Source organism: Salinisphaera sp., from assembly GCF_035690525.1.
Classification (GTDB): Bacteria; Pseudomonadota; Gammaproteobacteria; order Nevskiales; family Salinisphaeraceae; genus Salinisphaera.
The window spans coordinates 1-22,569 of sequence record NZ_DASSKM010000129.1; the positions used below are offsets into that span (position 1 = coordinate 1).

27 protein-coding genes are annotated in these 22,569 nt (G+C 65.4%); 11 read left to right on the top strand and 16 right to left on the bottom strand.

Going from position 1 to position 22,569, the window contains the following annotated elements; translation table 11 throughout:
- Positions 1-158: 158 nt before the first annotated feature.
- The 5 genes from VFJ08_RS09640 (at position 159) to VFJ08_RS09660 (ending at position 4,178) form a co-directional block, all read left to right on the top strand.
- Positions 159-1,208: a DUF302 domain-containing protein gene (locus VFJ08_RS09640; protein ID WP_324996989.1), complete on the top strand. Its 1,050-nt coding sequence runs from the start codon at positions 159-161 to the stop codon at positions 1,206-1,208.
- A 157-nt stretch (positions 1,209-1,365) separates the two neighbouring features.
- Positions 1,366-1,824 carry a PaaI family thioesterase gene (locus VFJ08_RS09645; protein WP_324996990.1) on the top strand — a complete coding sequence of 153 codons (459 nt, stop codon included), beginning with the start codon at positions 1,366-1,368 and terminating at the stop codon, positions 1,822-1,824.
- On the top strand, positions 1,821-2,315 hold the full coding sequence (locus VFJ08_RS09650) for a PaaI family thioesterase (RefSeq protein WP_324996991.1): 495 nt from the start codon (positions 1,821-1,823) through the stop codon (positions 2,313-2,315). The genes VFJ08_RS09645 and VFJ08_RS09650 overlap by 4 nt, the downstream gene beginning before the upstream one ends.
- A 28-nt stretch (positions 2,316-2,343) precedes the next feature.
- Positions 2,344-3,228, top strand: a complete 885-nt coding sequence (gene tesB, locus VFJ08_RS09655) for an acyl-CoA thioesterase II (protein WP_324996992.1) — start codon at positions 2,344-2,346, stop codon at positions 3,226-3,228.
- A gap of 335 nt (positions 3,229-3,563) precedes the next feature.
- Entirely contained in the window at positions 3,564-4,178 is a 615-nt protein-coding gene (locus VFJ08_RS09660) for a methyltransferase family protein (RefSeq protein ID WP_324996993.1), read from the top strand.
- A gap of 29 nt (positions 4,179-4,207) precedes the next feature.
- Here VFJ08_RS09660 and VFJ08_RS09665 read toward each other — a convergent pair whose 3' ends face one another.
- The 6 genes from VFJ08_RS09665 to VFJ08_RS09690 all read right to left on the bottom strand — a co-directional run bounded on the left by VFJ08_RS09665 (position 4,208) and on the right by VFJ08_RS09690 (position 10,090).
- Positions 4,208-5,200 carry an ABC transporter permease gene (locus VFJ08_RS09665; protein WP_324996994.1) on the bottom strand — a complete coding sequence of 331 codons (993 nt, stop codon included), beginning with the start codon at positions 5,198-5,200 and terminating at the stop codon, positions 4,208-4,210.
- 2 nt (positions 5,201-5,202) lie between these two features.
- Positions 5,203-6,192 carry an ABC transporter permease gene (locus tag VFJ08_RS09670; protein ID WP_324996995.1) on the bottom strand — a complete coding sequence of 330 codons (990 nt, stop codon included), beginning with the start codon at positions 6,190-6,192 and terminating at the stop codon, positions 5,203-5,205.
- Between the two features lie 4 nt (positions 6,193-6,196).
- Positions 6,197-7,741, bottom strand: coding sequence for a sugar ABC transporter ATP-binding protein (locus tag VFJ08_RS09675; protein ID WP_324996996.1), 1,545 nt, complete (start codon positions 7,739-7,741; stop codon positions 6,197-6,199).
- A gap of 131 nt (positions 7,742-7,872) precedes the next feature.
- Positions 7,873-8,901: an ABC transporter substrate-binding protein gene (locus VFJ08_RS09680; protein ID WP_324996997.1), complete on the bottom strand. Its 1,029-nt coding sequence runs from the start codon at positions 8,899-8,901 to the stop codon at positions 7,873-7,875.
- A 132-nt stretch (positions 8,902-9,033) separates the two neighbouring features.
- Complete coding sequence (locus VFJ08_RS09685; RefSeq protein WP_324996998.1) at positions 9,034-9,798, bottom strand: IclR family transcriptional regulator; 765 nt, start codon at positions 9,796-9,798, stop codon at positions 9,034-9,036.
- Between the two features lie 100 nt (positions 9,799-9,898).
- Positions 9,899-10,090 (bottom strand): hypothetical protein, encoded by a 192-nt coding sequence (locus tag VFJ08_RS09690; RefSeq protein ID WP_324996999.1) that lies wholly within the window; start codon positions 10,088-10,090, stop codon positions 9,899-9,901.
- Here VFJ08_RS09690 and VFJ08_RS09695 point away from each other — a divergent pair.
- The 4 genes from VFJ08_RS09695 to VFJ08_RS09710 all read left to right on the top strand — a co-directional run bounded on the left by VFJ08_RS09695 (position 10,089) and on the right by VFJ08_RS09710 (position 13,223).
- Entirely contained in the window at positions 10,089-11,162 is a 1,074-nt protein-coding gene (locus VFJ08_RS09695; RefSeq protein ID WP_324997000.1) for a tellurite resistance/C4-dicarboxylate transporter family protein, read from the top strand. The two genes, VFJ08_RS09690 and VFJ08_RS09695, sit on opposite strands and share 2 nt — an antisense overlap.
- A 282-nt stretch (positions 11,163-11,444) precedes the next feature.
- Complete coding sequence (locus VFJ08_RS09700) at positions 11,445-12,620, top strand: CynX/NimT family MFS transporter (protein WP_324997001.1); 1,176 nt, start codon at positions 11,445-11,447, stop codon at positions 12,618-12,620.
- Between the two features lie 52 nt (positions 12,621-12,672).
- The gene (locus tag VFJ08_RS09705) at positions 12,673-13,035 is read left to right on the top strand and encodes a DUF488 domain-containing protein (protein WP_324997002.1); all 363 of its coding nucleotides are present in this window, start codon (positions 12,673-12,675) and stop codon (positions 13,033-13,035) included.
- Complete coding sequence (locus tag VFJ08_RS09710; protein WP_324997003.1) at positions 13,032-13,223, top strand: hypothetical protein; 192 nt, start codon at positions 13,032-13,034, stop codon at positions 13,221-13,223. Before VFJ08_RS09705 ends, VFJ08_RS09710 begins: the two co-directional genes overlap by 4 nt.
- A 2-nt stretch (positions 13,224-13,225) precedes the next feature.
- On the opposite strand, the gene VFJ08_RS09715 is transcribed toward VFJ08_RS09710, so the two are convergent.
- The 10 genes from VFJ08_RS09715 to VFJ08_RS09760 all read right to left on the bottom strand — a co-directional run bounded on the left by VFJ08_RS09715 (position 13,226) and on the right by VFJ08_RS09760 (position 20,216).
- Entirely contained in the window at positions 13,226-14,173 is a 948-nt protein-coding gene (locus VFJ08_RS09715) for a nitronate monooxygenase (RefSeq protein ID WP_324997004.1), read from the bottom strand.
- 59 nt (positions 14,174-14,232) lie between these two features.
- Positions 14,233-14,421 (bottom strand): hypothetical protein, encoded by a 189-nt coding sequence (locus VFJ08_RS09720; RefSeq protein WP_324997005.1) that lies wholly within the window; start codon positions 14,419-14,421, stop codon positions 14,233-14,235.
- Complete coding sequence (locus VFJ08_RS09725) at positions 14,393-14,821, bottom strand: Rrf2 family transcriptional regulator (RefSeq protein ID WP_324997006.1); 429 nt, start codon at positions 14,819-14,821, stop codon at positions 14,393-14,395. Before VFJ08_RS09725 ends, VFJ08_RS09720 begins: the two co-directional genes overlap by 29 nt.
- A 280-nt stretch (positions 14,822-15,101) precedes the next feature.
- Positions 15,102-16,286, bottom strand: a complete 1,185-nt coding sequence (gene sat / locus VFJ08_RS09730) for a sulfate adenylyltransferase (RefSeq protein WP_324997007.1) — start codon at positions 16,284-16,286, stop codon at positions 15,102-15,104.
- A 195-nt stretch (positions 16,287-16,481) separates the two neighbouring features.
- Entirely contained in the window at positions 16,482-16,922 is a 441-nt protein-coding gene (gene fur, locus VFJ08_RS09735; protein WP_324997008.1) for a ferric iron uptake transcriptional regulator, read from the bottom strand.
- 75 nt (positions 16,923-16,997) lie between these two features.
- The gene (locus VFJ08_RS09740; RefSeq protein WP_324997009.1) at positions 16,998-18,335 is read right to left on the bottom strand and encodes a dihydroorotase; all 1,338 of its coding nucleotides are present in this window, start codon (positions 18,333-18,335) and stop codon (positions 16,998-17,000) included.
- Between the two features lie 18 nt (positions 18,336-18,353).
- Entirely contained in the window at positions 18,354-19,226 is an 873-nt protein-coding gene (locus VFJ08_RS09745; protein ID WP_324997010.1) for a 6-pyruvoyl trahydropterin synthase family protein, read from the bottom strand.
- A complete protein-coding gene (locus VFJ08_RS09750) occupies positions 19,223-19,477 on the bottom strand; it encodes a Trm112 family protein (protein WP_324997011.1) in 255 nt (84 codons plus the stop codon). The genes VFJ08_RS09745 and VFJ08_RS09750 overlap by 4 nt, the downstream gene beginning before the upstream one ends.
- 96 nt (positions 19,478-19,573) lie before the next feature.
- The gene (locus VFJ08_RS09755) at positions 19,574-19,888 is read right to left on the bottom strand and encodes a DMT family transporter (RefSeq protein WP_324997012.1); all 315 of its coding nucleotides are present in this window, start codon (positions 19,886-19,888) and stop codon (positions 19,574-19,576) included.
- Between the two features lies 1 nt (position 19,889).
- Positions 19,890-20,216 (bottom strand): DMT family transporter, encoded by a 327-nt coding sequence (locus VFJ08_RS09760; protein WP_324997013.1) that lies wholly within the window; start codon positions 20,214-20,216, stop codon positions 19,890-19,892.
- Between the two features lie 88 nt (positions 20,217-20,304).
- On the opposite strand from VFJ08_RS09760, the gene VFJ08_RS09765 reads away from it, so the two are divergent.
- Both VFJ08_RS09765 and VFJ08_RS09770 read left to right on the top strand, forming a co-directional pair.
- The gene (locus tag VFJ08_RS09765; protein ID WP_324997014.1) at positions 20,305-20,913 is read left to right on the top strand and encodes a TetR/AcrR family transcriptional regulator; all 609 of its coding nucleotides are present in this window, start codon (positions 20,305-20,307) and stop codon (positions 20,911-20,913) included.
- 267 nt (positions 20,914-21,180) lie between these two features.
- On the top strand, positions 21,181-22,557 hold the full coding sequence (locus VFJ08_RS09770) for an N-acetylmuramoyl-L-alanine amidase (RefSeq protein WP_324997015.1): 1,377 nt from the start codon (positions 21,181-21,183) through the stop codon (positions 22,555-22,557).
- The last annotated feature ends 12 nt before the right edge of the window (positions 22,558-22,569 follow it).

Below are 22,569 nucleotides of genomic sequence, written 5' to 3' on the forward strand. Positions count from 1 at the left end.
GTTGGCGCAGGACATGGGCGCGGCGTCGACGGAAATCCGCGACGCCACCATCGAAGTGCTGGAATTGGTCAAGGAACAGGTCGCCGTGCAGCGCTGGCGCGAACGTTTCGAATAGCGCTAAGTTGGCGACAGACGGTCGCACACGAAAAACAATCGCCATGAATACGATCCGCGCATGCGGGGCCCTGCTCGCCGTCCCGATATTGGCCATCGCCATGACCGGCTGCGACATCGACTGGACGAATGTCTTCGACGGCAACGACAACGGCAGCGGCAACGACAATACCGTCGCCGTCGCGGACACCGAGGTCGCCGGTCTGAACGTGGCGGTCTCGGATTATCTTTTCACCCGGACTTTCAATAATTTGCAACAGGCGATCGAGCGCCGGAACTACGACCAGACGCTCACGGTGGATCTGCAGGCCGAAGCCGACGCCGCCGGCCGCGATATCCGGCCGACCCGCGTGATCATGTACGAAGACCCGCAGCGCATGACGCCCATTATCGCGGCCGACCGCCGCGCCGGGCTCGACCTGCCGCCGGCGATCCTCGTCTACCGGACCGGCGACGGAGCCGGCGATCCCGCTATCGACCCGGCCATCGGCCCGGCCAACGGCTTGCCCGGCCTCGATTCCGGCAACGTCGGCGTCGCCTATAACAGCAGCGACTATCTGGCCGCGCGCTACGATGTCGCCGACGCTCGGGACGCGCTCGACGGGCTCGCCGAGGACATAGCCACGTGGGTCGGCGATGCGGTTGCCAGCAACGGCGTGTCGCGCGCCGGCGGCGTCGACGGTATCGGCCGGGGCGAGGGCATCGTCGATCGCATCAGCGACCGCGATTTCGCCACCACGCTCGATCAGCTCATCGACGCCATCAACGACAACGACGATCTCGAACTGCTGCAACAGTTCGACCATCGCGCGGCCGCACATGCCATCGGCAGTATGCTCGACGACAACGACGATCCGGCCACGCTCGTGGTGTTCGATGCCGGCGCCGAACAGGCCCGGATGATCGCCGGCGGCCAGACCGTGGCGGTCGATTTGCCGATGCGCATCCTGGTCAGCGAAGACACCGACGGCGCGGTGCATGTGAACTACAGCAAGCCGGGTTATCTCGCGGACCGCCACGGCTTGGACGTGCCCGATGCCATCGACGATCTCGACGGCATCATGCGCGATCTGGTCGACAAGGCAATCGATTAGCGCCTATTTTTCCGGCCGGGTGACGTAATAAATCGTGGTGTCATCGGTTGCTGGCGCGCGGTCGGACCGGCGGGCCGCTATATCGTCGCCCGCGCGCCGGGTTGCGTCGGTTTCCGGGCGAGTGACAGGGTGATTCGAGGCCGCTATCTTCTCATTGATGACTGACAGCATCGACAAATCCGATCCCGTCGTTCGAGGGAAGATTGCGCAGCGGTTTACCGACGCGATTCCGCATAATCGCGCCATCGGGCTGACGCTGATCAGCGCGGGCCCGCCGGACGTGCATACCCGGCTGGCCTATCGCGAGGATTTCCTCGGTAACGTCAAAGCCGGACTATGGCATACCGCGATCGCCACCACGGCGGCCGATTCCAGTTGCGGTCTGGCGGTGTTCCTCGCCATGCCTGGAATGGAGGCGGTCGCGACGCTGGATCTGCGCATGGACTATTTGCGGCCGGCGGTGGCCGGGCGCGATCTCGAGATCGTGGCGAGCTGCCATCACGTGACTCGCAACGTCGCGTTCGCGACCGCGATGCTGCATCAGGGCGATTCCGGGCGGCCCACCGCGCGCTGCACCGCGACCTTCATGCGTACCGGTGGATCGGTGCTGCCATGAGCGCTTCGCGCCACGATCTGAATCGCAGCCTGTCGGGCACGGCGGCGCGGCGCCTGCGGGATGCCCGCGCCCGCGGCGATTACAAGGCGCTGATCGATGCCATCCCGTTCGCGCGCTTTCTCGGCCTCGCCGTCGTCGACGAGGGCGACGCCCGCCGCTACGTCATGCCCTACCGCGATACCCATGTCGGCAACGCGGCCAAGCCGGCGTTGCACGGCGGCACCGTGGCCGGGGTGCTGGAACTGGCCATGCAGCTGGAAACGCTGATCAGCCAGACCCAGCCGAGGCTGCCCGATCCGGTGGATTTCACCATCGATTACTGGCGCGCGGCCGAGTTGGCGGACTGTCATGTCGCCGCCCGTGTAATCCGTGCCGGACGCGCCATCGCCCAGGTGCAGGCCGAATGCTGGCAAGGCGATCGCGGGCGCCCGATCGCCTTCGCCCGCGGCGATTTCGTGCTGCGCGCCGCGGAGGCGTCGGCGCTGGATTAGACGACTCACGCGTTCGAGGACGATGATCATGGCTCAAGAGCCCGAGGCGCTGGTCGCCGATCTGTTGACCCAGCTCGATCTGGAAGTGCTGGAGGATCGGCTGTTTCGCGGCAGTTCACGTAATCTCGGCGGCCGAAGTGTGTTCGGCGGCCAAGTCGCCGGACAGGCGATGGTGGCCGCCACGCGCACCGTCGCCTCCGGCCAGCTCGCGCATTCCATGCACGGCTATTTCCTGCGCCCCGGCGATATGGACAAGCCGATCGTCTACGAGGTGGAGAACATCCGCGACGGGCGCAGCTTCGCCGCGCGTCGGGTTCAGGCCATCCAGCACGGCCGGCCGATCTTCTCCATGCTGGCTTCTTTTCACGTCGCCGAGGACGGCTACGTGCATCAGGCCGAAATGCCGGACGTGCCCGGCCCGGAAGGCCTGGCGAGCCACGATGAGCTGCGCCATGAATGGGTCGGCGCGCTGGACCGTGTGCCGGAATCGCTGCGCGAAGCGGTCGGCCGCGATATCGCCATCGACCTGCGCCCGGTCGAACCCTGGAACATGCTCGCGCCCGACCAGCGCGAGCCGAAGCAGTATGTCTGGTTTCGGACCAAGGCGGCGCTGCCGGCGGATCGCGCCCTGCACCGCGCCGTGCTGACCTATGCCAGCGATTTCAATCTGTTGACCACGGCCCAGTTGCCGCACGGTGTGTCGTTCTTCACGCCCGGCATGCAGATGGCGAGCATCGACCACGCGCTATGGTTTCACGGTGATCCGGCGGTCGACGACTGGCTGCTTTATGCCATGGACAGCCCGGGCGCCCAGGATGCCCGCGGTCTGTCGCGCGGCCTGATCTTCACCCGCGACGGCCGCCTGGCCGCGTCGGTGGTGCAGGAAGGCCTGATCCGACATCGCCGGGCATGATCCAATATATTTATTCACCAATACCTCTGAAGGGCAAAAAAGTATAGACGGGCCTCTTTATCTGCGGGCGTTTGCGTTTATTTGCGGACTGATTTCCTTCGCAAAACCGGTCGGTTTTTATGACGGTTGGTATAAGTTGGCTGTTCTGCCGTCCTGCGGATCATGGGCACATCCATCGATTTTTTTGTGTATGTGCCAGCGACATGGTTTGATGTTGGCCGACCAAAATAAATTATTCGCGTCGGCCGATCCGTTATTGGCCGGGCTTTATGTTTATTTGATTTTAGTTGAATCTGATCCTGCGGTGCCCGGAGTAGCATAGCGGCTCATTTCCCATGCTGGGAGCGCTCATGGTCAGTGAGGCCTATACCCGGACCGATCGATCGTTTCGGGAGCGTTGGCGCAAACGTAAAATCACGTCGCGCCAGATCTCGCTCTATATCGCGGCATTCGTGCTGTTGGCGTTGGCCGAGCCGTCCTGGCCGACATTTATCGGGGGATGTTTTTTCGTCATCCTCGGCCTGGCGATCCGCGCCTGGACATTCGGGCATCTGGAAAAGAACCTGAATCTCACGACCACCGGGCCCTACGCGCATAGCCGTAACCCGGCTTATCTCGGTTCGCTGGCGGTTTTGGTCGGCATCGCCATGGCGGCGGGCAACGCATACTCGGCGCTCGGCATCGCGTTGTGGATCGCCGGCGCGATCGGCGTCGGTATCTTCCTGTTCAGCTATATGCCGCGCAAATACGATCGCGAATACAGCCGGCTGAAAGAGCTTTTCCCCGAGGAAGAGCGCCGGCACGCGATTCATGTGCCGCATTTCTGGCCGCGGCTCACGCCCTGGCGCAGCGGCGACGATCGCCGGTTTTCGCTGGCGCGCCTGCGACGCAACCACGAGCCGGGCTGGGTGCTGGTGTGCGCGGTCGCGCTGGCGGTGATGTGGATTTAAGAAAGCTCTTGGCCCCGCGGCCGGGAGTTTTAGATCTCGCCGCCGCGGCGATGGCTCAGTAGCGACTGGATAATCACCGCGACCAGCAGAAAGGCGCCGCTGGCCAATTGCTGGTAAGAGGCCGAAAGCGTGCCGATCTGGTTGATGATGTTCTGGATCAGCCCCAACAGCAGCACGCCGGACAGCGCACCGGTGAGCGTGCCCACGCCGCCGGTCAGCAGCACGCCGCCGACCACGGCCGCGGCGATCGATTGCAACTCGTAGCCCGTGCCCGCGGTCGGTAGTCCCGAATTCAGACGCGAGGCCAGCAAGGCGCCGGCCAAGCCCGACAGCCCACCGCTCACGGCGTAGGTGATGATCTTGATGCGCTCGACGCGGATCCCCATCATGCGGGCGGCTTCTTCATTGCCGCCGATTGCGAACAGCGCCATGCCGTAGCGCGTGTGATTGAGCACCAGGGCGCCGATGACATAAGCCGCGACGAGAATCCAGATCAGGTTGCTGACGCCCGCGATCTCGCCGTTGGCGATCACCCCGAAAAAGCCGGAATCGCCCAGGTTCATGCTTTGCTTGGCAAACGATAGGGCTATCCCGTGGATGCCCAGCAGCGCGGCCAGCGTAACGATGAACGGGGCCATTTTCGCCTTGGCGATCAGGGTGCCGTCGAGCGTACCGATCGCGGCGCCCACCAGCACCGGGCAGAGCAGCGCCGCTACCCAGCCGTAGGGCAGGGTATAAGCCGAGACCACCGTGCCCAGCGCCAACATCGAACCCACCGACAGATCCAGACCGCCCATGATCAGCACGAAGCTCTGACCGAGCACGATCACGCCGAGAAACGAGGCCGCGATGACGATGTTGCTGAGATTGGCGACGCGCAGCAGATTCGGGAAATAGCTGCCCGCGGCCAGGGTAAGCGCGATCAACACGGCCAGCGCCAGCCGCGATTGGATCAACGCGATCACGCGCTCGCGGCGAATGCGCCCGGTGGCCGGCCGGGTCGTGACGACGGTTTCGCTCATGCTCAGTGCCCCGCCCGCTGAAGATACAACGCGGCCACGATGAAGGCGGCCTTTAGTATCTGTGCGTAGGTGTAATCGATATTGTTCATGATGAACGTCGCGTTCAGCACTTCCAGCAGCAATGCGCCGAACACCGCGCCCATGATCGAGATGCGCCCGCCGGACAGCGGATTGCCGCCGATCACCGCGGCGGCGATGGCGTCCAGCTCGAACAGCACGCCGATATAGTTGGGATCGGCCGCGCCGGTGCGTGCCGAGGCGAACACCCCGGCCAGTCCGGCCAGCAGGCCGCTGATCGCGTAAACGCCGAGCAGGGTGCGGCGCACCGGGGTGCCGGCGAGAAACGCGGCCGAGCGGCTGGCGCCGGCGAACAGCGTATAGCGGCCGAACGTGGTGCGGCGCACCAGCGCGGCCACGATCACCGCGATCACGATCGCGATGATCGCGGTCGCCGGAATGAACACATACGAAGCCATGCCGAGCCAGCCCAGCGGACCGCCGGAGGGCAGACCAACCCGCGAGCCGTCCAACAGCACCTTGGCCAGGCCGCGGCCGGCGACCAGCAGGGCCAGCCCCGAAATCAACGGATCGACGCGCAGGAACGTCACCATCGCGCCGTTGAACAGGCCCACGAAGGCGGTCGTGAGAATAGCGACGGCGATTGCGCCCGGCTGGCCGAGGCCGATCGCGACCGCGATCATCGACGAGGACAGCGCCATCAGCGAGCCGACCGACAGATCGATGCCGCGGGTGCCGATGGCCAGACTCTGGCCGAGCGCGATCAGGATCAGCGGCGCGGCTTGGAACAGCAGCAGACGCAGCGCATAGAGATTGTTGAAGCCCGGCGTGACCGCCAGATTGAAGATCACCAGCAGAGCGAACGCGATGTACACGCTGTTCGTGCGCAGCCAGTCGGTCCAGCTCGCTGTTTCCCGGCTATGCGACGCCCGGGCTGTGAGTTTGGGTTTGGCGGAACCGGCGGTATCGGTCATGGCGTTACGCGCTCGCTCGGGTCGGGTTTCGATCGGCCGCAGCGGCCAGTAGCGCCAGCACGTCCTCGGCGCTGGTGCCGCCCACTTCCAGTTCGCCGGCCGTTTCGCCTTCGCTGATCGCGATCAGCCGGTCGCATACGGTCAACAATTCCTCGACCTCCGAAGAAGTAATCAGCACCGCGATGCCCTCGCCGGCGAGCCGCCGAATCACGGCGTGCACCTCGTCCTTGGCGCCGACATCGATGCCGCGGGTCGGATCGTCCAGCAACAGCGCCCGCGGGCGCGTGGCCAGGCAGCGCGCCAGCAGCACCTTCTGCTGGTTACCGCCGGACAGCTCGGAGATCGGCTGGTTCGCGCCGCTGCACTTGATCGACAGCTCGTCGACGAATTCATCCACCAGCGCGACTTGGCGCCGGCGCGACACCAGGCCAAAGCGGCCCAGCGCGCCGAGCGTGGTCGCGGTCATGTTCTCGCGGATCGGCAGGCGCCCGAAGATGCCCTCGGCGCGGCGATCCTCCGGCAAGAAAGCGATGCCGCGGCCGATCGAAACCGCCGGTGTGTGGCGGGTCAGCGGCGTGCCGTCGAGAGTAATGCGGCCGCCCTCGGCGCGCGTAGCGCCGAAGATCGCCTTGAAGGTTTCGGTGCGGCCGGAACCGAGCAGGCCGACCAGGCCGACCACTTCGCCGGCGTGCACGTCGATGGAGACGTCGCGCACCCGGTCGCGCCAGCACAGGTCCTGGGTCGACAGCACGCGCGGCTCGGCACTCAGGTCTCGGCCTTCGCCCCGGGCCACCTCGGCTTCGCGCTCGTGGCCGAGCATGGCGGTGACCAGCTCGGTGCGCGGCAGCTCCTCGGGGGTGCCGGTGCGGATGTGCTTGCCATCGCGCAGCACCGTGAGCCGGTCGCACAGCGCATAGCATTCCGACAATCGGTGGCTGACGAACAGGGTCGCCACGCCGTCGTCGCGCAGCCGGTTGACCAGATCGAACAACAGGTCCACTTCCGAGCCGGACAGCGCCGAAGTCGGCTCGTCGAGGATCACCACGCGCGCGCCGAGCGCGACCGCGCGCGTGATGGCGATCATCTGCTGCATGCCGAGCCCCAGGCCGGCGAGCCGGGTCCGCGCGTTTACGCCGATACCGTAGCGCGCCAGCAGCGCGTCCGCCTCGGCATTGAGGCGTCGGCGGTCGATGATCGTGCGGGCGATGCGCGGTTCGCGGCCGAGCATGATGTTTTCGGCAACGCTGCGTTCGGGAATCAGGTTGATTTCCTGGTACACGGCGGCGATGCCGGCGGCCTGCGATTCCCGCGGGCTGGTGAAGCGCGCCGCGTTTCCGGCCAGCCGGAGTTCGCCGGCGTCCGGCGCGTGGAAGCCGGTGAGCGTCTTGATCAGCGTGGACTTGCCCGCGCCGTTCTCGCCCATCAGGCCGTGTACCTCGCCGGCCCGCAGGTCGAACGACACATCGTCGAGTGCCTTGAAGCCGCGGAAGGTCTTGGTGATATGCCGGGCTTCGAGCACCGGCTGGTCCGGGTGTTCGGGCGCGTTCACGAAAGCGTTCTCCGGATGGGTATGGGGTGGCTCGATAGGGCGGCCGCGCGCCCGCCGCGGCAATATGGCAACTCGGAGAAGCCGACGGCGGCCCGGTGGCCGCCGCCGGAGTCCCCAAAAGCTCGGCCGATTTAGTAGACCACGCCCTTGTCCAGCATCTTCTGGGCGTTTTCGCTCGTGTACAGGTGATCGTGCTGGATGATCTTCTTCTGTACCGGCTTGCCGTGGAACCAGTCCTTAAGCGCGCCGAAGGCCAGCGGTCCGAAGTGCGGGTTGGTTTCGACGTCGGCCGCGACCTTGCCATCGGCCACCATCTGGACCAGTTTCTTGGTGCCGTCGATGGTCACGATCTTGACGTCCTTGCCCGGCTGCTTGCCGAACTGACGGATCGCCTTGATCGCGCCCAGCGCCATGGTGTCGCTCTGCGCGTAGACGGCGTTGACATCGGGGTGCGACAGCAGGATCTGCGACATCACGTGCTGGGCGTTCGTGGTCGACCAGTTGGCCGTCTGCTTGGCCACGATCTGCATCCCGGAATGCTTATCGATGACGTCCGCGAAGCCCTTGGTGCGGGCGGTCTCGACCGAGTTGCCGTAGGCGCCCTGCAGTTCGACGATCTTGGCTTGGCCGTCGGTCGCCTCGACCAGTTGCTTGGCCGCCCGAACCGCCTGCTCATAGAAGTTCGAGCCGATGAAGGTGATGAAGTCCTTGCAGAATTCGCCGGCCGTCTGGCGGTCGATAGTCACCACCGGAATATTGTGTGCGTTGGCGGCGTCCAGGGCCGGCTTCAGCCCGGTGGCGTTGAGTGGCGCGATGATCAGGGCGTCCACGCCCTGGTTGATCATCGACTTGATGTCCGAGACCTGCTTGGCCTGGTCGCTGTTGGCGTTGGCGTAGAGCAGTTTCTTGACGCCCACCTTCTTCGCGGTCTGACGGATCGACTGGGTTTCCGCGGCCCGAAACGGGTTCTGCAGATTTTCGGACTGCGAGAAGCCGACCTTCATGTCCGAAAACGACATGTTCGACGGCGAGGGATTGACACAGGTCTCGTCGCTCGACGAACCGCTGTCGGCGGCCCAGGTGGTGCCGGTTGTCGTTATGGCGAGCCCGCCAATCAGCACCGCGGCCAGTAGCGGGCCGCGCTTGAATGAAAATCTCATGATGCTCTCCTCCGGTTCCTTGTTTGTTCCGTGATGCGGAACTTCTGTTTCGCCTGGCGTACGATCACTAAAAGCGGGTGTGGCTTTAATGTCAATTGCGACTTTGGTGGAGATGCCGCGTTGTCGGCATGTCTAACATGGGGTCGGCAGGTGGCCCAGCGCGGCCGAGATGCGGCGGCCGGCGGCCAGAATGCGCGGCCGAATCTCGTCGGTCATCCGGGTGCCGGCGAGGCGGCTCGCGGTGGAGGTCACGCTCAGTCCCGCGATCGGCTCGCCGCGGAAATTGCGAATGGCCACCGCCACGCAGCGAATGCCTTCCTCGTGCTCTTCCATGTCGTAGGCGCAGCCGCGCCGATGGATGGCTTCCAACTCGGCGCGCAGGGTTTCCGGCGAGGTCAGGGTGTGGGCCGTGTAGGGGCGCGGCGCCAGCCCGGCGATGATGGCCTCGCGCTGGGCCTCGTCCAGTTCGGCCAGGATCGCCTTGCCGATGCCGGTGCAATAGACCGGCCCGCGTTTGCCCACGGCCGAGAACAGGCGGATCGATTGCGCGCTTTCCAGCTTGTCGAGATAGATGATCTCGTCGCCGTCGAGCACGGCCAGATGCACGGTCTCGCCCAGTTCGGCGAGCATGGCCGCCATCTCGTCGGCGGCCGCGCGCCGGATATCCAGGCCGGCCCAGGTGCCGGCCGCGAGCGAGAGCAGCCCGAATCCGGGCCGGTAGCATTTGTCTTCGACGTCGAAGCGTACCAAGCCCTGGTCGCCGAGGGTGGCCAACAGCCGGTTCACGGTCGACTTGGGCAGGCCCGATATACCCACGATGTCGGAAAAACGCGGCGGCCGGTCGGCCTCGCAGACAATGCGCAACAGCCCGAAAGCGCGTTCCACGGAAATCGTCATAGCGCCACTCGTTATGGTTCTGATAGGCGGGACAATAGTTCCGGAATTTGAATCGGCTATACGCGCCGCGTCAAGCGGTAGGCAAAATCGCGCCACTGCGTTAGGCGGGAATGTCCTCTCTTCGGGCCGCGTCATGGCACCGATCGAAAAGATCGTGATCGCGCACCGAGGTCATGCGCGGACGAATGCGCAGCGAGTTGCCGATGATCCAGCGCATCTTGGACAAGGCCGGGATCGCCCGATCACGGCGCGCGCGGTAGGCTATGGGCCCCGCTTCATCGATTTCAGGCATGGATTTTCCGGTCTCGCTGCGCGCTGTCGTTCTCGATCTGCCGCCGGCTTATTTCGCGTTGGTCATGGCGACCGGTATCGTCTCGATCGCGGCCCACGGCCTGGGCCCGGCCGTGGTCGGCCGTGCGCTGTTTTATCTCAACGGTGCGTTTTATGCCGTGCTGGCGCTGCTGCACGGTCTGCGCTTGATCCTGTACCCGCGACGCTGTTTGGCGGACCTGCACGACCCGGACTCCGGGCCGGGCTATTTCACCTGGATCGCCGCGACCGCCGTGCTGGGCAGCCAATGCATCGTGTTCGCTCAGGCCGAGCGCGCCGCGGCCGGCCTGCTCGCGGCCGCGGCCGTGTTGTGGGCGGTGTTGACTTATGCGGTGTTCACGGCGTTGGCGCTGCGGCAAGAAAAACCGACGCTCGACGCCGGCATCAACGGCGGCTGGCTGATTGCCGTGGTCGCCATGCAGTCGCTCGCCGTGCTGACCACCCATCTGGCCGGCCAGTGGGACCAGCCGGCTCGCCTGGAGCTGCATTTCGCGGCGTTGGCACTGTGGCTGGCGGGCATCATGCTCTACCTGTGGCTGGGGCTGCTGATCTTCTACCGCTTCTATTTCTTCGCGCTCACCCCGGAAAACCTGCTGCCGACCCACTGGATCAGCATGGGTGCGCTGGCGATTTCCACTCTGGCCGGCTCGATGCTGATCACGCACAGCGTGCACGGCGCACCGTATCTGGCCTCGCTGCGGCCGTTTCTCGAAGGCTTTACCGTGTTCTGCTGGGCCGGGGGCACCTGGTGGCTGCCGCTGCTGGCTATTTTTGGCTGTTGGCGACACGGCATGCGCGGGGTGCCGCTAACCTACGAACCGATGTACTGGGGGCTGGTGTTTCCGCTGGGTATGTATGCCGTGGCCACCGAGCATATGAGCCAGTCGATGGGGTTGGCCTTCACCGATCCTGCGGCGGAGATTTTCTGCTATATCGCGCTCGTTGCGTGGGCGGTCACTTTCGTCGGGCTCGTCCGGCGCATCGGGTCGGCCCTGAAGAAGGCCGTGCTGCCGGTCGATTCCGGGCACGGCTGAGGCGATGCGGCGCTTGTGGCTCGAACAGCCGCTAGGGGCTGCTGCTGTTTCATACGGCCCCGCGTTGCGGCCCCAAATCGTGTCAGCCAAGGCGCAGAGCGCCGGCCGCAGTCACTCTGCGGTCAAGCTCTGCAACGCCGGATGGCGCGATTTGGGGCCGCAACCCGAAAGGGCCGGGGCCATTTTGCCGCAATCCAGCGTTGCAGCGCGCTACGGTAGAATGACTACCGTACGCCCGCTGCGCCTTGTCTTGCACCAAAATGGCCGCCGGCGCGGCGTCGTATGAAACGGCAACAGCCCCTAGGCGGGGTCGGCATTCTTTGCTTGCTCTGGCTGACCGGGCTTTATCTACGGATTCCGGTGCTGGTCGCGCCGCCGCTGTCGCCGCGCATCAGCGCCGATCTGGGGCTGGGTCAGGCGGCCACCGGGGCGCTGACCACGCTGCCGGTTTTGATGCTCGCGGTGGGCGCGGTGCTCGGCTCGCTGGTGGTGGCGCGGCTCGGCCCGCGCAACGCGGTCGTTGCCGGCCTGGCGCTGGCCGCGGCCGCTTCGTGCGCGCGCGGCGCCGCGCCGCCGGTGGCCGTGTTGTATGCGGCCACCGCCCTGACCGGCCTGGGGATCGCCGTCATGCAGCCCGCCATGGCCGCGCTCGCCGATGCTTGGTGTCCGGCGATCGTGGCGCTGGCGGTCGGCGTGTACATGAACGGCATGTACTGCGGCGAATTCGCGAGCGCCGGCCTGACCCAGCTGTGGGTGCTGCCGGCGGCCGGCGGCGATTGGCGACTGGCCCTGGTGTTCTGGTCGCTGCCCGCGGCCGGGATTATCGCTGCGCTGTATTTGCCGCGGCGCGGCGCGGCGCGATCGGCGGGCCGCGCGGTCGCGGCCTGGCCAGACTGGCGCAGTGCTACGATGTGGCGCCTGGGGCTGCTGTCGAGCGCGACTTCGGTGCTGTTCATGGGCACCAATGCCTATATGGCCGACATCGTCGGCAGCCGGGGCGATGCGCTCCAACAGGCGCTGTTCTGGTTCAATATAAGCCAGATTTTCGCCTCGCTGATCATGATCGCCGCCGTGCGCCGGCTGGTCATGCGACGGTTGCCGCTGATCGCCACCTCGCTGGTCAGCACCGCCGCGGGCGCGTTGATGCTGGTCTTCGGCGGCGCGGGGGCGCTGGTGGCGGCCTTCATCCTGGGCATGGCGACCGCCATGCAGCTGACGTTGATCGTCATGGCCGCGCCCTATCTGGCAGCAGCCGGCGAGGCCGGCCGGATGACCGCCGGCATCTTCGTGATCGGCTATAGCATCGCCTTCATCGTGCCGCTGCTCGGGGGGTTGCTGGCGCAGGCGACAGGAACGCCCTGGCTCGCCATGCTGCCGATGATCGTCTATGCCGCGGCTACTTTCCCGCTGGCGCTGACCTTGCGCTTGCATCGGCGGCCCGATACAGCCGGCGATTGACCCGGGGCCGCAGGCGTGGGGTAATCAAGCCAAAGCTTTCGGGAGCCGCTCAATGCGCATTCGAGTCAAACGCATTTACGAGGATGCCGCCGACGACGACGGCTATCGGGCGTTGGTGGATGGTATGTGGCCGCGCGGCGTGGCCAAACGCGACGCCAGGCTGGACGCCTGGCCCAAGAGCCTGGCGCCCTCGAAGGAGCTGCGCCGTTGGTTCGGTCACGACCGCGAGCGTTGGGAGGGTTTCCACGACGCCTATTGGCGAGAACTGGACGCCGCCGATCAAGATATCCAAGAAATTCTCGACGACTTGCAAAGCCACGCCGGGGACGAAGGGCTGACGCTGATCTTCGCCGCCAAGGATACCGAGTGCAACAATGCGGTGGTGCTCAAGCGCTATCTGGAGCGCGCGGAATGAACGACGCCGAACGTATGGCCATTGCCGAACGGGTGCGCGCGGCCTGTGTCGAAGCCGCGCGCGCCGGTTACCGGGATGCCGCGATCGCCGGCCTGTGCGCGGAAGGCGCGCTGGAAGCCGGGCTCGGTGCGATCGAGCGGATCGACCTGGCCCTCGTGCTGGGCGGGTCGCGCGAGGACGCTCCATAGCGTCAGTCGAACGTGCCGGCCAGCACGGTCTCGGCTTCGCGAATCAGGCGGGCCACGATCGTACCGGCCGGCTCGACGGCGCGTATCAAATCGATGGCCTCGCCGGCGAACAGTACCGCGGTTTCGGCGTCGCCCCGTGCCACCGCCTCGTGATAGCGGCGCCGCTCGTCGGCGGCCTCGCCGGTCAGTTCGGCTTCCCGGCCATGCCAGGTTTCGGTGAAGCGGTTGCCGATCACGCGGCCGGTATAGCCGCCGGGCCAGTCGTAGCCGCGCACGATATCAAAGACACGGGTGCGCAGGGTGGCGTCGCCGCCCGCCGTAACGATCGCCTGCTTGGCCGCTTCTAAACCCAGCGCTTCCCGGCTGGCATAAAAACGCGTGCCGACCAGGACGCCGGTCGCGCCCAGCATCAGCGCCGCCGCGAGCCCGCGGCCGTCGGCCACCCCGCCGGCGGCCACCACCGGTATCGGCGCGACCGCGTCCACCACCGCGGGGGTTAGGGCGAAGGTGCTGCGGCCCCCGCCGTGACCGCCGCCCTCGGTGCCTTGGGCCACGATCAGATCGGCCCCGTCTTGCGCCGCCCGCTCGGCCTCGGTCACGCTGCCCACCTGACAGATTACCCGCGCGCCCGCGGCGTGCACGCGGGGCACATAGTCGCGGCAGTCGCCGAACGAGAACAGGATCGCCGCCGGCGACTGCGCCAGCGCGAGATCGAGCAGTTCGGGCCGTTGGTGCAGCGCCCAGGTGATGAAGCCGACGCCAAACCGACAGTCGGTGCAAAGCGCCATCTCGCGCGCCAGCCAATCGGCGTCGCCGTAGCCGGCGCCGATCAGGCCGAGACCGCCGGCCTCGCTGACTGCGCGCGCCAGGGCGCCGCCGGATACGCCGCCCATCGGCGCCAGCAGCACGGGATGGTCGATAGCGAGCAGTTCGGTCAATGCGGTTCGCATGCGGGCCTCCTCGTTGTCGTAAGAATCCCGGTAAAGGTTTTACCGGGTCGGCCGTTCCATCAGGCTAGAGCAATTTCCACCTTTTTAAAGTTATTTATCCGCAGATGAACGCAGATTTGCGCAGATTGAATACTCTTCAAATCAGCTTTCCAGCGGATGTTCAGGCTGTGTTCTTTTGCCAGAAAACGGTTACGACTGTTCGCTAAAAGTGCAAAAACACTATAGCGCCAGCCGTTGTCTGAGTTCATTGTCGTTGCTGATCAGCGCGGCGAGAGTGTAACCGTCGAGTACTTCAAGAAACGCCTCCTGGGCGCGGCCGAGCACGCTCTTGAGGCCGCAGATTGGATCGATCGGGCAGGTCGAGTTCGGGCCGAAGCATTCCAACAGCCGTAGGTTCTCGGTCTGGCGCACCAGCGCGCCGAGGTTGATCTTCTCCGCCGGCCGCGCCAGCGTCAGGCCGCCGCCCCGGCCGCGATGGCTGTGCAGATAGCCGAGCTGGACCAGGGTCTGCGCGACTTTGGCCATATGATTCGCCGATACCCGATAGCGCGTGGCCACGGCCTGGATGGTCGCGGGCATGGCGTCGTTGCGTATCGCCAGATAGATCAGCAGCCGTAGCGCGTAATCGGTATGGGTGGTCAGCTGCATGCCGGACCCCGCGTTATTTGTTCAATTCAGCAAATTATATACCGATTTATAAGGGTGCGAGAAAAACGACCTTTGTTAACCCAGCATGAAAATACCTTCATGCCGGGTTAATAGCGCGAGTACGCAAACGCGTGCTCGCCGCAGCCATCGGCCGCGAAGCACTTGAAAATCAAGGACGGACATGCCATGGCCGACAGCGCTTTGTTGCGTTCGGCGCCAGGCGGGCCGCCGGTGGCGATGCCAAGGGCAGCGCGCGGGTCCGCGCTGCCGAATCGCCGGATCACCGGCTGCGATAATGATCCATCAGGATCTCGGCGACCTCGGGCCGCGAGAATTCCTCGGGCGGCGCCTCGCCGCGGCCGAGCATTTCGCGCACCGCGGTGCCGGAGAGGATCACAAAATCCTCCTTGGTGTGATCCGGCGCGTCGCGCATCATCACGACGCGGCCGAGCTTTTTGGAAAACGCCGTATGGTCGGCGCGGAAGATGTCGATCTCGAGCGCGTCGGCGGGCACTTTCTCGTCGAAGATTTTCTGCGAATCGAAGGCGCCGTAGAAATCGCCCACGCCGGCGTGATCGCGGCCGACGCAGAGATACGAACAACCCGCGTTCTGGCGGAACACCGCGTGCAGCACCGCCTCTCTGGGCCCGGCATACATCATGTCGAAGCCGTAGCCAGCGATCATCACCGTGTTCGGGGGGAAATACACATCGACCATCCGGCGAATGGCGGCATCGCGCACGGCGGCCGGCACATCGCCTGGCTTGAGCTTGCCCAGCAGCATATGAATGAGCAGGCCGTCGGCGCCGGTGGCCTCCAGCGCCATCTTGCAGACCGCTTCATGGGCGCGGTGCATGGGGTTGCGGGTTTGGAACGCCACGACCTTGTCCCAGCCGCGCTCGGCGAACTCGTCGCGGATAGATTGCGCGGTACGGAAGGTGTCTGGGAAGTCGTGCTCGAAATAGCTGAAGTTGAGCACCTGAATCGGACCGTGCACGATATAGCGGCCCAAACCCTTGAAGGTGGCGACGCCCGGATGTTCCTCGCTGTCGGTGCCGAAGATATTGACGACCATCTGGTTCATCTCGGCGTCCGAGATTTCCTCGATGCCCTCGACATCCTGCACCGCGACCGCCGGCTGGCCCTCGACGTTCGGGTCGCCCAGCGCGATACGGGCCGCGCCGCGGATGGGTTCCGGATCGGCCACGATGTTGACGATCGGAATCGGCCAGAACAGCCCGTCGGTGGTGCGCAAGTCGCGCGCCACGGCCAGCGCGTCGGCCTTGGTCATATAGCCGGTCAGCGGGTTGAAATAGCCCGCGCCGAGCATGACGGCGTTGGCGGCGGCCGCCGAGCTGACCGTGATATGAGGCAGTTCGCGGGCTTCCTGTACGAGTTGGCCGCGTGCCGTGGCGTCGGCCACGAACAGCGGATTGAGACTGGTCGAACCGTGGGGTTTGATCATGGACATCCGTCCCGCTTGCTGGATCGCGGCAAAATCGGCGCCGGGCAGCGCCGCGTTATGACAACGCGTTATGGCCGCGAATCGTGTTAAAGCGAAGAAGTCTAACGACGGACCGAAAGCTTCGGCAACCCGCGCGCCGGGTCTAACGTCATGACGAAAGGTTTGGAAGGGGCGAGTCTTGGCTCTGAAAGTTTTTCAGGAATCCTTCTTGCGCCCGTGGGAAGCGTTCTCGCAGTTGGCGGCCTGGCACTCGCCGTACAGCACGAGCGTGTGCTTGGATAGGTCGAAGCCGGATTTCTGCGCCAGATCGCGCTGGCGCTGCTGCATTTCGTCGTCGAAGAATTCCTCGATCTTGCCGCACTTCACGCAGATCAGATGATCGTGCGGACCCTGTTCCAGCTCGAACAGGGCATGACCGTCCTCGAAATGGTGCCGGATGACCAGTCCGGCATCCTCGAACTGGGACAGCACGCGGTAGATCGTGGCCAGGCCGATGTCTTCCTCGTTGTCCAGCAGACGGCGATAGACGTCCTCGGCCGACAGATGATCCTGTCGGTTCTGTTGCAGGACCTCCAGTATTTTCAGGCGCGGGAGTGTGGCCTTGAGCCCCGCCTTGCGCAGATCGCTGGTTTCCATACTTCGACACCTCGAAAACGCTCACGTGGCGTGGGACCGCGCCACGGCCGATGATTCAGCGGGCGCGGCCGGCTGTCAGCGCCGATCGTAGGTCAACGCCTCGCCGATACAGCCTTGGCTAAGTTTACCGCCATGATACGCGGCTTGGCCAGATACGAAAGTCGCCACCACGCGGGCATCGAAGCTGTGCCCGGCAAACGGCGTCCAGCCGCATTTGGCCAGGATCGGCTCATCGTCGACCACGGTGCGCCCAGCCGGATCGACCAGCACCACGTCGGCCCAATAGCCCTCGCGCAGATAGCCGCGCCCGGCGATATCGAAGCGATCGGCGACGTTGTGCGCGGCTTTTTGTACCAACTGCTCCATGCTGAAATGGCCGGCCGAGACATGATCGACCAGCGACACCAATGCGTGTTGCACCAGCGGCAGGCCCGCGGGTGCCGTGAAATAAGGGTTGTCCTTGTCGGCGCGTACGTGCGGCGCGTGGTCGGTCGCCAGGATGTCGATGGTGTCGTCGGCCACCGCTTTCAATAAGGCGGCGCGATCCGCGGCGGTCTTGATCGCCGGGTTGCACTTGATCAGCGTGCCGAGGCGTTCGTAATCCGCGTCGGTGAAAAACAGATGATGCACACAAGCCTCGGCCGTGATCTGCTTGGGCGCCATCGGCCCGGCCGTGAACAGGGCCAACTCCTCGGCGGTGGTGATGTGCAGGATATGCAGGCGCGCGTCGTGGCGCGTGGCCAGGTCGATCGCCTTCTTCGACGACGCCATGCAAGCGGCTCTGGAGCGAATCACCGGATGCTGGCGCATCGGCACGTCCTCGCCGAAGCGCGCGCGGGCTTTTTCCGCGTTCGCCTCGATCATCGGCGTGTCCTCGCAGTGGGTGAGAATGGTCAGCGGCGAGTGTTCGAAGATCGCTTCCAGCGCGGTCTCGTCGTCGACCAGCATCTTGCCGGTGGACGCGCCCATGAAGATCTTGATGCCCGCCGCGCGCGTGACGTCGACCGATTTGATCGCCTCGATGTTGTCGTTGGTCGCGCCCAGATAGAAACCGTAGTTGGCCGCGCACCGGCCGCGGGCCATCTCCAGCTTGGCGATCAGGGCTTCGTTGTCGATCGTCGGCGGCTTCACGTTGGGCATGTCCATGAAGCTGGTGATGCCGCCGGCCACCGCCGCGCGCGATTCGCTGGCCAGATCGGCCTTGTCGGTCAGGCCCGGCTCACGGAAATGCACTTGGTCGTCGATCATGCCCGGCAGCAGATAGCAGCCCGTGCCGTCGATCACCTCGGCGCCCGGCGGGCCGGCGATCTCGCCGTCGATGCGCTCGATTCGGCCGTTTTGGATCAGCAGATCGGCGATGAAGCGTTCGCCTTCGTTGACGAGCGTCGCATTGGTGATCAGGTAATCGGTCATAAGCGGTCCATGGGTGAATCAGGCTGTGGCGCGCGGCCGATAGCTGCGGGTCGCGATCGCGCCCTTGCCCACACCCTCGTAGGCGCGGGCCTCGACCAGCGAGCCGGGGTGGCGCGCGGCGAGTCCGGCCGCGATGTGATCGGCGATGTTCTCCACCGTCGGCGGACCATCGAGCAGCACGCAGCGCTCGGCGGCGATCTCGAGCGCGAACTCGCCCAGTGGTGCGCTATAGCCGAAGCCGAGCCGCGGGCTGTCGGCGGGCGTGGTCAGGTCGGCGCGATCGCCGATGAACACGCCCTGCCAGGCGTCGGCCCAGGCCTGAGCGAGATCGGCGCGGTCCATGCCGTCGATCCTTACCGTCAGCCGGCAGCGGTGGCCGTGCGCCAGGCGTTGGCAGTTGCCGTCGTGGGCGGCCAGACCGTGGGTGTAGTCGTAGGCCGGGCCGACGATGGATTCGGCGCGCAGATCGATCGCGAGCGACTCGACCGTGGCCGGCATCCTCGGCGCCACACGCGTCTCCAGCCAGCGCGCCAGCGCGCGCGGCTCGACGGTTTCGGCGTCGAGCACGGTGGTCGCGGTCGCCGGGCCGGCATAGCGATAGCGATCGCCCGATCGGGTGGCGAAGTCGATGCGGCCGTCGGCGATCGCCACGTTGGGCGCATGCGCTGGCACCAGCAGGCGGTGATCGAGCAGCGCGTCGATTTCGGCCTTGAGCAATTTCTTGGCCGGGCCGAAGTCGAACAGCATGCCGTCATCGCCCCGGCGCCCGGTCAGTGTGGCATCGACCAGCCAAGTGGCGCCGCGCAGCCCGGCGTCGGCATCCAGCACGCCGCAGTCGATATGCGTGACGTGCTCGATGAACAATTGCAGCGCGTCGTCGCCGGCTTTCACGATATTTCGGGCAGGGCGATGCCGCGCTCGGGCAGCATGATCGGGATGCCGTCGTCAATACGATAGCCGGTGGCGCGGTCGCGGGTCACCAGCAGAGCGGCCACGCGTTCGGTCACCGCGCTGCCGTCGACGTATTCGGCCGCGCCGTCATCGATCGCGGCGTTGAGCGCGTCGATCGCGGCCGCTTCGGCCAGCGACAGCGATAAGCCGGTGACCGGGCAGACCAGAATTTCGAGCAGTTGCTTGTCCATTGGGGCGGGGCCGGCGTGGCTGGATAAGCCTAGTTTAGGCGCTGTCGCGGCGCGCCGCGACCCCGCGCCGGCCGGGCGCGCGGCAACGGCGGCGCATTACATGCTTATCCTCAGGCCGATCACCGCGATCACCAGCCCGGCGACCCAGACCAGCCGGGCCGGTCGCGCGGAATCGCCCCAGAACACGATGCCGATCAGCGTGCTGCCGAGCGCGCCGAGGCCGGTGAACACGCCGTAGGCCACCGCCATCGGCAGTGCGGTCATGGCCACGTGCAAACACGCAAGTCCGGCGGAAAAGGCCGTGCCGGCGATGATCACGCCCGATATGCGCTGCCCGTGGCTGATACGGGCGAAGCCGACCACGCCGACGATCTCGCAGGCGCCGGCGGCGAGCAGCCAGAGCCAGGCCATGTCAGTTGTGCTCCCGACGGCCGCCGGTTTTCTTGAGCCCGATGATGCAGACCAGCAGCAGGGCGAGAAAACCGTAGGTCGCCGCATGCAGCTGTGCGCCGAGCACCGCGGCCTCGAAGATCACCGTGCCGACCGCGCCGAGGCCCACGAACAGCACATAGACCGTAGTCGCCGGCAGGTCGCGCGTCGCGCCCAGCGCCAGGGCCACGCTGGCTACGGCACACACGACCGTGGCCGCCCAGGCCAGCGGCGACGCCGCCAGTTTCAAGCCGGCCACCCAGCCGATTTCGGTGCCGGCGCCCAGCGCCAGCCAGATCCACGCTCTCATGAAACACTCCTACTAACGAACGTTCGGTAGTTTACATGACCGGACGGCTTGTGCCCAGCGCGGTCTGCCGGCACTGTAGGATGGATACATGAGCACCCAGTCTGCATCGCAGCCCACGGTTGAGCGCGTCTACGATACGGCGTTGTCGTTGTTCGCGCGCCACGGTTACGACGGCATGAGCTTGTCCCAACTGGCCAGCGAAGTCGGTATCCAGAAGCCTTCGCTGTACAACCATATCGAGAGCAAGCAGGCACTGTTCATGGTGCTGGTCGAGCGCGTCGAGACAGCGTTCTTCGCCGCGCTGGACGACAGCCTGGCCGGGCACGCCCAGGCCGACGTGCATACCCGCCTGTTCGAGTTGGTCTGCGATTTATCGCGCTTCATCCTGGTCGAGGCCCAGGGCGTGTTCTATAAGCGCTATCTGTTGTTTCCGCCCGAGCCGCTGGCCTCCGAAGTCCGTGGGGTGACCGGACGCGGCGAGGCGCGTATCGATGCCGCGCTGCACGAGATCCATGCCCAGGGCCAGCGTGACGGCGTTTGGTCGGAGTTGAGCGAACGCGGCTTCCTCGACGCGTTTTATTGCCTGATGGACGGTCTATTCAGCGAGCGCTTCATGTATTCGGTCGACGAGTACGACCGGCGCGTGGCTTCGATCTGGCCGATTTTCTGGGCCGGGCTGACCGCGCGCACCGACTGAAGCCGGGCCGACAGGCGTAAGCGCCGGTATTTGGTCGGTCGGTTTAAACTATCAACCCGGCATGAAGATACGTTCATGCCGGATTGATAGCGCGAGCACGCAAACGCGTGTTCGACGCGGCCATCGGCCGCGAAGCACCTGAAAATCAAGGACGGACATGTGCCGGCCTTGATTTTCGGGTGCGTTGAAAACAGCTGATGTTTCAGCTGTTTTGGCGCCGGTTAATAACTGGCTCGCAGGGTAGGACGTTTCGCAAAGGGCTAGTCGATGTCGCGTGGATTGATGCAGGCGCTGATGCTGGGTTTCGGGCTGATCCTCAGCCCGGCGCTCTGGGCCGCCGGCAATACGCTGGAATCGGTGCATATCGATACCCAGGGCGCGACCACGACGGTCCGTTTCGATCTCGATAATCCGCCCGAATATCATTATTTTGCGCTTGGTCATCCGCCGCGGGCGGTGATCGATTTCGAGGCGACGCGCGCGGGCGATATCGACCGCGTTTCCGGCGGTGCGGTGGGCGGGCTGCGCCTGGCGCGACATGCCGATGGCAGGCTGCGCGCCGTGCTCGATCTCGACCGCGGCGCGAGTCTGGCCGGTGTGTCGGCCGACGGCGACGACTTGGTCGCCACCATCCACGCGGCGGGCGGTGCCGGCGGCGCATCGCGTTCCGCGTCCGGCGGCTCAAGCGCGGCGGTGGCTCCGGCCCGTGTATCCAGCACATCCGGCCGCGTCGGCGCCAAGGACAGCGACGAGCCGAAGGCGCTGTATCGCACGGCGGCCGCGACCGGTCCGGTGGTGGTGGTCATCGATCCCGGCCACGGCGGGCACGATCCGGGCACGCGCGCGGCCAGCGGTCTGATGGAAAAGACGGTGGTGCTCGGCATCGCCAAGGCGCTGTACGCCAAGCTCAAGGCGACCCGGAACATCCATCCCGTGCTCACCCGCGACAGCGACACCTTCGTCACCTTGCGCGGGCGCGTGAAGATCGCCCAGCAGCACCACGCCAACCTGTTCATCTCGATCCATCAAAACGCTTATCCGGACGATCACAGCGTCGACGGCGGCACCTGCTATGTGTTGTCGCAGCACGGGGCGTCCGACGCCAAGGCCGCACAGCTCGCGCATTTCGAAAACTCGGCCGACCGCAACGTCGCCGGCGTGCATTTCTCCGCTACCGATCCCACGCTCAACGCTGTGCTCACCGATCTATATCAGAGCGCCTCGATCAACGACGCCGATGATTTGGCCCACGAGATCATCGGACAGTTCGCCGATGTCGAGCCGATCTATCGGCATACGCCGCCGCGCGCCAACTTCGCGGTGCTGCGCGATCCGATGATCCCGTCGGTGCTGTGCGAAACGGCCTTTTTGTCCAATCCGGCGCAGGCGCGGAAGCTCGCCACCGCGCAATTCCGTGATCAACTCGCCCAGGCGATGTACCAAGGCATCATGAATTATTTCCGCGAGCACCCGCCGGAGCGGATGCAAGCCATCGGCGGCTCGCTCTATACGGTAAAGCCCGGCGATACGCTGTCCGAAATCGCCAGCCGGCAGAATGTTTCGCAAGACGTGCTGATGGATATCAACCATCTGCACACCAAGGCCCTCAAGATAGGACAGAAGCTGGAACTGCCCGGCGGCTAGCGGCTATTAACG